Here is a 12,793-nt window from a genome sequence, read left to right as displayed (position 1 = left end):
TGTCGAAACCCGGGAGTTTGCCCCAAAACGGTCGTATGGATCCATTTTTCTGACTGCTTTGGCAGCAATTTCCTACATTTTCCTGCGCTTACCGAGCACCAACCGTTATCCTTGCGCCGCGAAGAGCAGCTAGTCTTTTTTCCGTTGAATCGGGAACTTGTGGCCATGCGCCACTTACTCATGCAAGAGCCCGGCATTTTCGACCGGTCGCCATTCCGATTTCCTTTTTTTGAGAGCACCCATATGTCCACCCCAGCGCCCACCATCCTTGTAGTAGAAGACGACGACATCGTACGCATGCTCATCGTCGATGTGCTGGAGGAACTGGAGTTCAGTGTGCTGGAGGCGGACGACGGTGAGTCTGCGCTGAATATTCTCGGGGATCAGAGCAAGGGTATCGACTTGATGATGACCGATTACGGCCTGCCGGGCATGACAGGCAGTGAACTGGCCGGCAAGGCACGTGAACTCCGCGCCACCCTGCCCGTCCTGTTCGCCAGCGGTTACGCCGAAAACATCGACGTACCTGCCGGCATGCACGTGATCGGCAAACCGTTCTCCATCGATCAATTGCGTGACAAGGTCAAGGGCATCCTGGGCCAGTGATTGGCCTTGATCCGGCAGCGGCTGCAGATGTGCTCTAATTGCGCGCCATTTTTAGCCGCCTGCCTGCAAGGAACACCTGTCAATGACTGCATCCCCTGCCACCAAAGTTCTGGTCATCGGTTACGTCTGGCCCGAACCGCGCTCTTCGGCCGCCAGCGGGCACGTGATGCAGATCCTCGAGACATTCCTGCAGCAAGGCTGGGACATCACCTTCAGCAGCCCGGCCGGCCCGGGCGAGCACAAGGCTGACCTGACCGCGCTGGGCATCCGTGAGGTGCCGATCGAACTCAACAACAGCAGCTTCGATGTTTTCATCCGTGAACTGGCGCCGGATATCGTGCTGTTCGACCAGTTCATGATGGAAGAGCAATTTGGCTGGCGCGTCGAGAAGCAATGCCCGGATGCCTTGCGGGTGCTGGAGACTTCCGACCTGCAGAGCCTGCGCCACGCCCGCCACCAACGGCTCAAGGAACGTTTGAAAGACGACCCGGACAATCAGGACTTCAGCGCACTGTTCGCGCCGGCGCTGCGCGAAGAGTTCGAGTTGATGGCCGATACCGATCTGGCCAAACGGGAAATCGCCGCGTTGTACCGCTGCGATCTGAATCTGCTGATTTCCGAAGTGGAAATCCAGTTGCTGGTCGAACAGTTTCAAGTCCCTGGCGAACTGCTGCACTGGTGCCCGCTGATGCTTGAACCCCCGCGCGGTTCGTTCATTCCCTTTGAAGAGCGCGCGCACTTTCTGAGTATTGGCAACTTCCGTCACGCGCCCAACTGGGACGCCGTGCTGTGGATGAAGACCGCCGTCTGGCCGCTGATCCGCCAGCAATTGCCCGGCGCTCAACTGCATATCTACGGTGCCTATACGCCGCCCAAAGCCACAGCCCTGCACAACGCGGCGCAGGGGTTTCATGTGATGAACTGGGCAGAAGATGCGCTGCAAGTGATGTCGCAAGCCCGGGTTTGCCTGGCGCCTTTGCGTTTTGGTGCGGGAATCAAGGGCAAGCTCGTCGATGCGATGCTCTGCGGTACACCCAATGTCACCACGCCCATCGGTGCCGAAGGCATGTGCGGTGCGCTGTCATGGCCGGGTGAAGTGGCGCTGTCGGCCCAGGCCCTGGCCGATGCCGCGGTCGCCCTGCACGAAGACCAACAGCGCTGGACCGCCGCACAAAAGGCCGGCGTCACATTGTTGAACGCGCGCTATCGGCAGGCTGATCACGGCCCGGCGCTGATCGCTCGCCTGCAAGATTGTCGCGATAACTTGTCAGCATTACGGCGCGCCAACTTTACTGGCAGCATGTTGCGTCACCACCTGCACAAAAGTACCCAATACATGGCGCAGTGGATCGAAGCCAAAAACCAGAAAAGTTGATAAAACCAAAACTGAGAAAGCGCAGCACCAACACTTTGCAAAGAGTGCTGACTTGTACTTTGTCCGCTTGCATCAAAGAATAACTTCCGAACTGACCAAACAATGTGACTGGTCGGAATAAAACTTTATCTGCAACGGAATGCATCATGAGCAACTACCCTTTAAAAAACTGGATGGCGTCGGCACCCGGTATCGACCAACTGACCTTGGGCGAAGTGGTCTGGCCCGGAGCCCATAACGCCGGGCTGGATTACGACTTTTCGTATCCGGCGTATCTGCAGCCGGCAAAAAACTGGTTTGTTTGCCAGGATGGCCCGTTCATTCAGCAACTTAACGAAGGCGTGCGCGCTTTCGACGTGCGCCTGCATGCGGATGAACACTGGCTGGGTATCAAGAAGTTCCATACGTTTCATGGCTTGAAACTGTTCCGTGGGCGTGCCTTGAGCGAACTTGTCAAAAGTCTCAACGTCTTCCTCAGTGATAACCCGAACGAGTTCATCGTATTGGACATACATGAACTCAAGGGCATCAATAATCAACTATTCGATTACAAGGGCTTGCACGAAGTCATCAGCACGGAACTGGCTTCGCGGCTTATTCCCAGAAACAACAGCCAGCTGACCATTGAACAACTTAAAAGGATCAGTCCGGTACAACGAGTGGTGCTGGCAAGCGACTCGCACCCCGACTTCAGGTCGCCTCTGTACTGGCCGAAAATCCGTCATGAGTGGAGCGGTTCAGATATCACCTCTGCCGAGCAACTCAAGCAACACATCACACGAACACTGGCCAATCCGCCGCCATCCGGCAGCCTCTGGTCGTTATCGGCCACCAGCTATGGCGAACTGGCCGGCGTAAAGCGGATCACCCACGAACTCAATCAATGGTTTGGCCCGGACTCGGGCTGGGCGCCAAAGTGCAGCATTATCAATGCCGATTTCGTCGGTGCCACTCGGCTGGCGGAATATTGCCAGCAGATCAACCACGCCAAAGGTCTGGTCAAGGCCCGGGGTTGAGGTGCTGGAACTGTCCGTGACGCGCGTGCATGATGAGCATCCGGACATAACAACAGAACGTATCGGACATGACTCGGGCTACCAGAATCACTGATCCCTCCTACGAGCTGATGGACGATCATAACGGGTTGTCCATCATCTACCGTCAGCATGGTTTTCCCTGCCCGTTAGTGCGCTGGCATTTTCACAAGGAATACGAACTGCACCTGATCGTCGCCAGTTCCGGCAAGGTCTTCATCGGCGACTACATCGGCAACTTTTATCCGCAAACGCTGTTCCTCACCGGGCCCAATCTGCCGCACAACTGGATCAGCCAGGTGGCCGAAGACGAAGTGGTGGAAAAGCGCGATATGCTGGTGAACTTCACCGATGAGTTGTTCGACAGCGGGCACCAGGTGTTTGCCGAACTCAAGACCCTGGCGCCGCTGCTGGAGCGCGCGCAATACGGCATCGAGTTTCGTGACAAAGACACGATCCGCCAGGCCATGACGCTGATGCAGCGAATTGCCGATACACGCGGTATCACTCGTCTAGGGCATTTTTTCATTCTGATGGAGTTGCTGGCGGCGACAGACGACTATCAGTTGCTGTCCGGCGCCACCAACACGCAACTGGCCGACGAGCACAACATCGACCGCACCAACCGCGCCGTCGATTTCATCTTCGACCATTACGCCCGTGAGCTGACGCTGGAAGAGGTCGCCGAGCATCTGGGGATGAAGCCGACCTACTTCAGTCGCGTATTCAAACAGGCCACCGGGCGCAACTTCATCGAGTTCGTCAATCGCCTGCGCATCAGCAAATCCTGCGAACTGCTGGCCGACGGCGACAAGCCAGTGACCGAGGTGTGTTTCGAGTCGGGGTTCAACAATATTTCCAACTTCAATCGGCGCTTCCAGCAACTCAAGGGCATGACGCCTTCACACTATCGACGCCTCGCGGTGCAGCGCCTGACCGAACAGAATCACGCTTGATAGCCGTATCAAAAGATCGCAGCCTGCGGCAGCTCCTACACCGATCCCTGTAGGAGCTGTCGCAAGCTGCGATCTTTTTTGCCAGTGCAAAAAAGTATCGGTTCAAGTGCGATGGATGATTTGTCAGCCTGTCGATTGAGGGCTGTAATCAGCACACATTCTTCCTGCACAGGAAGACACAAAAACAATAACTGTCCTTCTGCTTCCCAACGGACGCAGAAAAGGAGTGCACGATGCAACCCACTGCAAAAGCTCTGCTTGCCCTCACTTGCATGACCCTCAGCAGCGTCAGCCTTGGCGCCCAGACCCTGACCATCGCCACCGTCAACAACAGCGACATGATCCGCATGCAAAAACTCTCGAAAACCTTCGAGGCCGAGCATCCGGAGATCAAGCTCAATTGGGTGGTGCTGGAAGAAAACGTGTTGCGCCAACGCCTGACCACCGACATCGCCACCCAGGGCGGGCAGTTCGATGTGTTGACCATTGGCATGTACGAAGCCGCACTCTGGGGCGCCAAAGGCTGGCTGGAACCGATGAAGGACCTGCCGGCCAGTTACGCCCTCGACGACGTGTTCCCGTCAGTGCGCGAAGGGCTCTCGGTCAAGGGCTCGCTGTACGCTTTGCCGTTCTACGCCGAAAGCTCGATCACCTATTACCGCACCGACCTGTTCAAGGACGCCGGCCTGACCATGCCCGAGCGTCCGACCTGGGAACAGATCGCCGGCTTCGCCGAAAAACTCACCAACAAGGACAAAGAGCAGTACGGCATCTGCTTGCGCGGCAAGGCCGGCTGGGGCGAGAACATGGCGCTGATCACCACCGTCGCCAATGCCTACGGCGCGCGCTGGTTCGATGAGAAATGGCAGCCGGAATTCAATGGCCCGGAGTGGAAAAACGCGCTGAACTTCTACGTCGACACCATGAAGAAATCCGGCCCGCCGGGCGCTTCCAGCAACGGTTTCAACGAGAACCTCGCGCTGTTCAACAGTGGCAAGTGCGCGATGTGGGTGGATGCGTCTGTCGCCGGTTCGTTCGTCACCGACAAGACCCAGAGCAAGGTCGCCGATCACGTCGGCTTCACCTTCGCCCCGCATCAGGTCACCGACAAGGGCTCGGCATGGTTGTACTCGTGGGCACTGGCGATTCCGACCAGCTCCAAGGCCAAGGACGCCGCCAAGGCCTTCAGTGCCTGGGCGACCTCCAAGGAATACGGCGAGCTGGTGGCCAAGACCGACGGCATTGCCAACGTGCCGCCGGGCACCCGCGCCTCGACCTACAGCGATGCTTACATGAGCGCGGCGCCGTTCGCCAAGGTCACGCTGGAATCGTTGAAAGCGGCAGATCCGAGCAAACCGACGCTGAAACCGGTGCCGTACATCGGCATTCAACTGGTGACCATTCCTGAATTCCAGGGCGTGGGCACCCAGGTCGGCAAGCTGTTCTCGGCGGCGCTGATCGGCCAGACCACGGTGGATCAAGCCTTGGCCGCCGCGCAGCAAACCACCGAACGGGAGATGAAGCGCGCGGGTTATCCCAAGTAACCACTGAACGACTTGCTCCTGCCTCCTGTGGGAGCGAGCCTGCTCGCGAAGGCGTCGTGCCAGCCAATACACATGGCACTGATCCCGCGCTTTCGCGAGCAGGCTCGCTCCCACATGGGATCTCCATAGGTCTGTATGACTCGGTTGTGATCACCATGAATACTTCAACTGCCAAAGCCCACCTCGACCTGGCGCAACCCCAGCGCAAAGTCCGCGTACGCAATCCCGGCTGGTTTCTGGTCAGCCCTTCGGTGGCCCTGTTGCTGCTGTGGATGATCGTGCCGCTGGGCATGACTATTTACTTCTCGATGATTCGCTACAACCTGCTCGATCCGGGGGTGAATGAGTTCGTCGGGCTGGAGAACTTCAGCTATTTCCTCACCGACTCAGGCTTCTTGCCCGGCGCCACCAACACCCTGTTGCTGGTGGGCAGCGTGCTGCTGATCAGCGTGGTGTTCGGTGTGTTGATCAGCGCGTTGCTCGAGGCCAGCGAGTTTCTCGGTCGCGGCATCGTGCGGGTGATGCTGATCTCGCCGTTCTTCATCATGCCCACGGTCGGCGCGCTGATCTGGAAGAACCTGATTTTCCATCCAGTCTCGGGGATTCTCGCCTACGTCTGGCGGCTGTTCGGCGCCGAGCCGGTGGACTGGCTGGCGCACTACCCGCTGCTGTCGATCATCATCATTGTTTCGTGGCAATGGCTGCCCTTCGCGATCCTGATCCTGATGACCGCCATGCAGTCCCTCGACCAGGAACAGAAGGAGGCCGCGCGTCTGGATGGCGCCGGCCCCGTCGCGATCTTCTGGCACCTGACCCTGCCGCACCTGGCGCGGCCGATTGCCGTGGTGGTGATGATCGAAACGATCTTCCTGCTGTCGGTGTTCGCCGAGATTTTCACCACCACCAACGGCGGCCCCGGCTACGCCTCGACCAACCTCGCCTACCTGATCTACAACCAGGCGCTGGTGCAGTTCGACGTCGGCATGGCCTCGGCCGGCGGCTTGATTGCCGTGGTCATCGCCAACATCGCCGCGATCATTCTGGTGCGGATGATCGGCAAAAACCTGACTGACAAAGCCTGAGGCCTGCCATGACCCTTCAACAATCCCGCCGGCTGCAAAGCCTGCTGCTCGGCACCCTGGCCTGGGCCATCGCGATCGTGATTTTCTTCCCGATCTTCTGGATGGTGATGACCAGTTTCAAAACCGAAATCGACGCGTTCGCCACGCCGCCGCAGTTCATCTTCACGCCGACGCTGGAGAACTACCTGCACATCAACGAGCGCAGCGACTACTTCAGTTTTGCCTGGAACTCGGTGGTGATCTCGTTCAGTGCCACGGCGCTGTGCCTGCTGATCGCGGTGCCGGCGGCCTACTCGATGGCGTTCTACGAAACCCAGCGCACCAAGGGCACGCTGCTGTGGATGCTCTCGACCAAGATGCTGCCGCCGGTAGGTGTGCTGATGCCGATCTACCTGCTGGCCAAGAGTTTCGGCCTGCTCGATACACGTATCGCGCTGATCGTGATCTACACGCTGATCAACCTGCCGATCGTGGTCTGGATGGTTTACACCTACTTCAAGGACATTCCCAAGGACATCCTTGAAGCCGCCCGCCTCGACGGCGCCACCCTCGCCCAGGAAATGCTCCGCGTGCTGCTGCCGATCGCCAAGGGCGGCCTGGCCTCGACCGTGCTGCTGTCGCTGATCCTGTGCTGGAACGAGGCGTTCTGGTCGCTGAACCTGACGTCGTCGAAAGCCGCGCCACTGACCGCGTTGATCGCCTCGTACTCCAGCCCCGAAGGTCTGTTCTGGGCCAAGTTGTCAGCGGTCTCGACCCTGGCCTGTGCGCCGATCCTGATCTTCGGCTGGATCAGCCAGAAACAATTGGTGCGCGGCCTTTCATTTGGCGCCGTGAAATGAATCAAAAGCAAAAGATCGCAGCCTTCGGCAGCTCCTACACAGTACCAGCCATCCCGCTGTAGGAGCTGCCGCAGGCTGCGATCTTTTGATCTTAAAAAAACAACAATGCGGAGGCCCATCACCATGGCCAACCTGAAAATCAAAAATCTGCAAAAAGGCTTCGAAGGCTTCTCCATCATCAAGGGCATTGACCTTGAGGTGAACGACAAGGAATTCGTAGTTTTCGTCGGCCCGTCCGGCTGCGGCAAATCCACCTTGCTGCGGCTGATCGCCGGTCTGGAAGAAGTCAGCGGCGGCACCATCGAACTCGATGGCCGCGACATCACCGAAGTCAGTCCGGCCAAGCGCGATCTGGCGATGGTGTTCCAGACCTACGCGCTGTACCCGCACATGACCGTGAAAAAGAACATGTCGTTCGCCCTTGATCTGGCCGGCGTGCCAAAAGCCGAAGTCGAGAAAAAGGTCGGCGAAGCGGCGCGGATTCTCGAACTGGGGCCGATGCTTGAACGCAAGCCGAAACAGCTGTCCGGCGGCCAACGGCAACGGGTTGCCATCGGCCGCGCCATCGTGCGCAATCCGAAAATCTTCCTGTTTGACGAGCCGCTGTCCAACCTCGACGCCGCCCTGCGCGTGCAAATGCGTCTGGAACTGCTGCGCCTGCACAAGGACCTGCAAGCCACGATGATCTACGTGACCCACGACCAGGTCGAAGCGATGACCATGGCTGACAAGGTGGTGGTGCTCAATGGCGGCAAGATCGAGCAGGTCGGCTCGCCGCTGGACCTCTATCACAACCCGGCCAACCTGTTCGTCGCCGGGTTCCTCGGCACGCCGAAAATGGGCTTCCTCAAGGGCAAGATCGCCCGCATCGACGGCCAGAGCTGCGAAGTCTCGCTGGACGCCGGTACACGCATCACCCTGCCGTTCAATGCCGCCAATCTAAGCGTGGGCAGCGCGGTGACCCTGGGCATTCGCCCGGAGCATCTGGAGCTGGCGCAACCGGGCGACTGCACCCTGCAAGTCACCGCCGACGTCAGCGAACGCCTGGGCAGCGACACCTTCTGCCACGTCACCAGCAACGCCGGCGAAGCCCTGACCATGCGTGTGCGCGGTGACTTGGCGAGCCGCTACGGCGAGCAACTGAACCTGCACCTGGACGCCAGCCATTGCCACCTGTTCGACGTCAATGGCGTGGCGCTGACCCGCCCACTGCGCGCCGCGGCCTGAATTTCGAGACTTGTCCGATGAAACTCAATAAGCAAAATCTGCAGCGCCTCGCCCCCGAGGTGCAACTGCCGGCCTACAGCCTCAGCGACACCCGCCAGGGCATCGCGCACATTGGCGTCGGCGGCTTCCATCGCGCGCATCAGGCGTATTACACCGATGCACTGATGAATACCGGTCAGGCGCTGGACTGGGCAATCTGCGGCGTTGGCCTGCGCACTGAGGACCGCCGTGCCCGCGACGATCTCAAAGAGCAGGATTACCTGTTCACCCTGTTCGAACTCGGCGACAGCGACGACACCGAAGTGCGGGTGATCGGTGCGATTCGCGACATGCTTCTGGCCGAAGACGGCGCGCAGGTGCTGATCGACAAACTCGCCGATCCGCAGATCCGCATTGTCTCGCTGACCATCACCGAGGGCGGTTACTGCATCGACGACAGCAACGGCGAGTTCATGGCGCACCTGCCGCAGATTCAGCACGATCTGGCCCATCCGCTGGCGCCAAAAACCGTGTTCGGTTTCCTCTGTGCGGCGCTGGAAAAACGCCGTGACACGGGCACACCAGCGTTCACGATCATGTCCTGCGATAACCTGCCGCACAACGGCGCGGTGACCCGCAAGGCGTTGCTGGCCTTCGCCACCCTGCGTGACCCGGAGCTGCGTGACTGGATCGCGCAGAACGTCAGTTTTCCCAACGCCATGGTCGATCGCATCACACCGATGACCAGCACCGCGCACCGCCTGCAACTGGCCGACAAACACGGCGTCGACGATGCCTGGCCGGTGGTCTGCGAGCCGTTTGTGCAGTGGGTGCTGGAAGACAAGTTCGTCAACGGTCGCCCGGCCTGGGAACAGGTTGGCGTGCAGTTCACCGATGACGTTTCGCCCTACGAAGAGATGAAGATCAAACTGCTTAACGGCAGCCACCTGGCCCTGACTTACCTGGGTTTTTTGAAGGGCTATCGCTTCGTCCACGAGACCATGAATGACCCACTGTTCGTACGCTACATGCGCGCCTACATGGACCTTGACGTCACCCCGCAACTGGCGCCGGTGCCGGGCATCGACCTGACCGACTACAAGGACACGCTGGTGGCGCGCTTCTCCAATCAGGCGATTGCCGATCAACTGGAGCGGGTGTGTTCGGACGGTTCATCGAAGTTTCCGAAATTCACCATTCCGACGATCAATCGCTTGATTGCCGATGGCCAGGAAACCAGGCGCGCAGCGTTGGTGGTGGCAGCCTGGGCGTTGTATCTGAAGGGCGTCGATGAAAATGGCGACACCTATACGATTCCGGATCCACGGGCGGAATTTTGTCAGGGGCTGGTAGCGGATGATGCGTTGATCACTCAGCGGTTGTTGGCGGTCGAGGAGATTTTCGGCACGGCGATTCCACGTTCGGCGGCATTTGTGGCGGCGTTTGAGTGGTGCTGCAACAGCTTGCGTGAGGTGGGTGTGACGCGCACGCTGGAGCGGGTGCTGGCTGAGTGATGCGGTGAAACCACCGACGCCATCGCTGGCAAGCCAGCTCCCACAGGGTTTTCAATCGTTGATGAATTTTGCGTACAAACGAGAACCTGTGGGAGCTGGCTTGCCAGCGATTGGCTTCACCTTGACTCACCTGACACCCTGAGGACCTCACTGTGACCACCCGACAACTCTTCCTCGGCATCGACTGCGGCACCCAGGGCACCAAGGCGATCATCCTCGATGCGGCCAGCGGTCAGGTACTCGGCGAAGGCGCCGCCACGCACACGATGATCAGCGGCGCCAACGGCCGGCGCGAGCAGGACACCCGACAGTGGCTCGACGCCTTCGCCCTCGCCACCCGCCGCGCCTTGCTCGCGGCCAATGTCGACGGGCAGGCGATCCTCGGCATCGGTGTCTCCGGCCAGCAACACGGCCTGGTGCTGCTCGACGATCAGGGCCAGGTGCTGCGCCCGGCCAAGCTGTGGTGCGACACCGAAACCACGGAAGAAAACGAGCGCCTGCTCAAACACCTCGGCGGTGAACAAGGCGCGCTGGAGCGCCTCGGCGTGGTCATCGCGCCGGGCTACACCGTGTCGAAACTGCTGTGGACCAAAGAACAACACCCGGAGGTGTTCTCACGTATTGCGCGGATTCTGCTGCCCCACGATTACCTGAATTTCTGGCTCACCGGGCGCGCCTGCAGCGAGTACGGCGACGCTTCCGGCACCGGCTATTTCAACGTGCGCAGCCGCCAGTGGGACTTGCAGTTGCTGCGTGACATTGACCCCACCGGTCGCCTGCAAGCGGCATTGCCGGAGCTGATCGACGCGCATCAGGCGGTAGGCACGCTGCTGCCAGCGATTGCCGAGCAGTTGGGCCTCAACCCGAACGCAGTGGTCGCCAGCGGCGGTGGCGACAACATGATGGGCGCCATCGGCACCGGCAATATTCAGCCGGGAGCGATCACCATGAGCCTCGGTTCCTCCGGCACTGTGTACGCCTACGCCGAGGCGCCGCAGGTCAGCGCGGATGCTTCGGTCGCGACGTTCTGCTCATCCAGCGGCGGCTGGTTGCCGCTGATCTGCACCATGAACCTGACCAACGCCACCGGCGCAATCCGCGAACTGTTCAACCTCGACCTGGAGCAGTTCAATCAACTCGTGGCCCAGGCGCCCATAGGCGCGGAAGGCGTGAGCATGCTGCCGTTCCTCAACGGCGAACGCGTTCCCGCCCTGCCCCATGCCACCGGCAGCCTGCACGGCCTGACCCTGAGCAACCTGACCCAGGCCAATCTGTGTCGCGCCGTGGTCGAGGGTACGACCTTCGGTTTGCGTTATGGACTGGATCTGTTGCGCCACAATGGTTTACAAAGCCGCAGCATTTGCCTGATCGGCGGCGGCTCGAAAAGTGCGGTGTGGCGGCAGATCGTCGCCGACATCATGAACACCCCGGTGATCTGCACCGAACACAGTGAAGCCGCAGCCCTCGGCGCGGCGATTCAGGCGGCGTGGTGCAAGTCCTGGTTGAACGGCCACGAAGACACGCTGGCCGATCTGTGCCAGCGCTGCGTAAAGCTCGATCTGCACAGTGAAACCCTGCCGGTTGCCGCCCATGTCGCGGCGTTCCAGCAGGCCTATGAACGCTATCAACAGCATGTCGCAACCCTATAAAGAGCAAACAATCATGTATTTGGTGTGTGGCGAAGCCCTGTTCGATTTTTTCAGCGAAGACGATGCCAGCGGTCTGGCCTCGAAAGTGAATTTCAAGGCGATTGCCGGCGGCTCGCCGTTCAACGTCGCGGTCGGCTTGCGCCGTTTGGGGGTGGACTCGGCGTTGTTTGCCGGGCTGTCCACCGACTACCTCGGTCGACGTTTGCAGCAAGTGCTGCGGGATGAAGGTGTGCGGGCGGACTACCTGGTCGACTTCGCTGCGCCAACCACGCTGGCGATGGTCGCGGTCGGTGCCAACGGGTCGCCGCACTACAGTTTTCGTGGCGAGGGCTGTGCTGATCGCCAGTTGAGCCTCGCCCATCTGCCGCAGTTGAGCACCGAAGTACGCGGCCTGCACATCGGCTCGTTCTCGCTGGTGGTGCAGCCGATCGCCGACACTTTGCTGACGCTGGTGCAGCGTGAAAGCGGCAAGCGGTTAATCACCCTCGACCCCAACGTGCGCCTCAACCCGGAACCGAACATCGACCTGTGGCGCGAGCGCGTGGCGACGCTGGTGCAACTGGCCGACATGATCAAGGTCAGCGACGAAGACCTGAGCCTGTTGTATCCCGAAAAGGATCCACAACGCGTGATCGAAGGCTGGCTGCAGCATCGCTGCCAGTTGGTGTTCCTGACCCGTGGCGGCGAAGGCGCAACGGTGTTCAGCCGCGTTCATGGTTCGTGGTCAGTACGGGCGTGCTCGGTGAAGATCGCCGATACCGTTGGCGCCGGCGATACCTTCCAGGCGGCGCTGATCACATGGCTGACCGAGCAGGGGCTGGACTCGGTCGAAGGGGTTCGGGAACTCGATCGCGAGCAGATCGACGCGATGCTCAGGTTCGCCGTACAGGCGGCCGCCCTGACGTGCAGCAAGACCGGTCCGGATTTGCCCTATCGTCACCAGTTGAGCTGAGCGCGTAGACTGTCGCCCTTTTGCGCGCATGGGGAT

11 protein-coding genes are annotated in these 12,793 nt (G+C 60.0%); all 11 read left to right on the top strand.

The window, feature by feature from the left end; genetic code table 11:
• Positions 1-243: 243 nt before the first annotated feature.
• The 11 genes from HXW87_RS16640 to HXW87_RS16590 all read left to right on the top strand — a co-directional run bounded on the left by HXW87_RS16640 (position 244) and on the right by HXW87_RS16590 (position 12,757).
• Positions 244-606, top strand: a complete 363-nt coding sequence (locus HXW87_RS16640) for a response regulator (RefSeq protein ID WP_041064307.1) — start codon at positions 244-246, stop codon at positions 604-606.
• An 82-nt stretch (positions 607-688) separates the two neighbouring features.
• A complete protein-coding gene (locus HXW87_RS16635; RefSeq protein WP_239776680.1) occupies positions 689-1,981 on the top strand; it encodes a glycosyltransferase in 1,293 nt (430 codons plus the stop codon).
• Positions 1,982-2,127: 146 nt separating this feature from the next.
• Complete coding sequence (locus tag HXW87_RS16630; RefSeq protein WP_182401294.1) at positions 2,128-2,997, top strand: phospholipase; 870 nt, start codon at positions 2,128-2,130, stop codon at positions 2,995-2,997.
• Positions 2,998-3,065: 68 nt separating this feature from the next.
• The gene (locus tag HXW87_RS16625; protein WP_041064319.1) at positions 3,066-3,971 is read left to right on the top strand and encodes an AraC family transcriptional regulator; all 906 of its coding nucleotides are present in this window, start codon (positions 3,066-3,068) and stop codon (positions 3,969-3,971) included.
• Positions 3,972-4,204: 233 nt separating this feature from the next.
• Positions 4,205-5,515 (top strand): sugar ABC transporter substrate-binding protein, encoded by a 1,311-nt coding sequence (locus HXW87_RS16620; protein ID WP_041064323.1) that lies wholly within the window; start codon positions 4,205-4,207, stop codon positions 5,513-5,515.
• A 155-nt stretch (positions 5,516-5,670) separates the two neighbouring features.
• Complete coding sequence (locus HXW87_RS16615; RefSeq protein ID WP_047294620.1) at positions 5,671-6,597, top strand: sugar ABC transporter permease; 927 nt, start codon at positions 5,671-5,673, stop codon at positions 6,595-6,597.
• Between the two features lie 8 nt (positions 6,598-6,605).
• Positions 6,606-7,436 carry a carbohydrate ABC transporter permease gene (locus HXW87_RS16610; protein WP_047294621.1) on the top strand — a complete coding sequence of 277 codons (831 nt, stop codon included), beginning with the start codon at positions 6,606-6,608 and terminating at the stop codon, positions 7,434-7,436.
• A gap of 123 nt (positions 7,437-7,559) precedes the next feature.
• Entirely contained in the window at positions 7,560-8,663 is a 1,104-nt protein-coding gene (ugpC, locus tag HXW87_RS16605) for a sn-glycerol-3-phosphate ABC transporter ATP-binding protein UgpC (RefSeq protein WP_239776678.1), read from the top strand.
• Positions 8,664-8,680: 17 nt separating this feature from the next.
• Entirely contained in the window at positions 8,681-10,156 is a 1,476-nt protein-coding gene (locus HXW87_RS16600) for a mannitol dehydrogenase family protein (protein WP_239776677.1), read from the top strand.
• Positions 10,157-10,308: 152 nt separating this feature from the next.
• Positions 10,309-11,805 carry a xylulokinase gene (gene xylB / locus HXW87_RS16595; RefSeq protein WP_239776675.1) on the top strand — a complete coding sequence of 499 codons (1,497 nt, stop codon included), beginning with the start codon at positions 10,309-10,311 and terminating at the stop codon, positions 11,803-11,805.
• A gap of 13 nt (positions 11,806-11,818) precedes the next feature.
• Positions 11,819-12,757, top strand: coding sequence for a carbohydrate kinase (locus tag HXW87_RS16590; protein ID WP_239776674.1), 939 nt, complete (start codon positions 11,819-11,821; stop codon positions 12,755-12,757).
• The last annotated feature ends 36 nt before the right edge of the window (positions 12,758-12,793 follow it).

It is taken from the genome of Pseudomonas sp. Y5-11, from assembly GCF_022368695.1.
Taxonomy (GTDB): Bacteria; Pseudomonadota; Gammaproteobacteria; order Pseudomonadales; family Pseudomonadaceae; genus Aquipseudomonas; species Aquipseudomonas parakoreensis.
Note: the sequence above shows the minus strand (reverse complement) of the source record. Positions and strands in the feature narration are given on the sequence as shown.

What these genes read in the sequence shown, in the direction of transcription:
- HXW87_RS16640 (WP_041064307.1), top strand. Translation starts at nt 244, where the DNA reads ATGTCCACCCCAGCGCCCACCATCCTTGTAGTAGAAGACGACGACATC.
- HXW87_RS16635 (WP_239776680.1), top strand. Translation starts at nt 689, where the DNA reads ATGACTGCATCCCCTGCCACCAAAGTTCTGGTCATCGGTTACGTCTGG.
- HXW87_RS16630 (WP_182401294.1), top strand. Translation starts at nt 2,128, where the DNA reads ATGAGCAACTACCCTTTAAAAAACTGGATGGCGTCGGCACCCGGTATC.
- HXW87_RS16625 (WP_041064319.1), top strand. Translation starts at nt 3,066, where the DNA reads ATGACTCGGGCTACCAGAATCACTGATCCCTCCTACGAGCTGATGGAC.
- HXW87_RS16620 (WP_041064323.1), top strand. Translation starts at nt 4,205, where the DNA reads ATGCAACCCACTGCAAAAGCTCTGCTTGCCCTCACTTGCATGACCCTC.
- HXW87_RS16615 (WP_047294620.1), top strand. Translation starts at nt 5,671, where the DNA reads ATGAATACTTCAACTGCCAAAGCCCACCTCGACCTGGCGCAACCCCAG.
- HXW87_RS16610 (WP_047294621.1), top strand. Translation starts at nt 6,606, where the DNA reads ATGACCCTTCAACAATCCCGCCGGCTGCAAAGCCTGCTGCTCGGCACC.
- ugpC (WP_239776678.1), top strand. Translation starts at nt 7,560, where the DNA reads ATGGCCAACCTGAAAATCAAAAATCTGCAAAAAGGCTTCGAAGGCTTC.
- HXW87_RS16600 (WP_239776677.1), top strand. Translation starts at nt 8,681, where the DNA reads ATGAAACTCAATAAGCAAAATCTGCAGCGCCTCGCCCCCGAGGTGCAA.
- HXW87_RS16590 (WP_239776674.1), top strand. Translation starts at nt 11,819, where the DNA reads ATGTATTTGGTGTGTGGCGAAGCCCTGTTCGATTTTTTCAGCGAAGAC.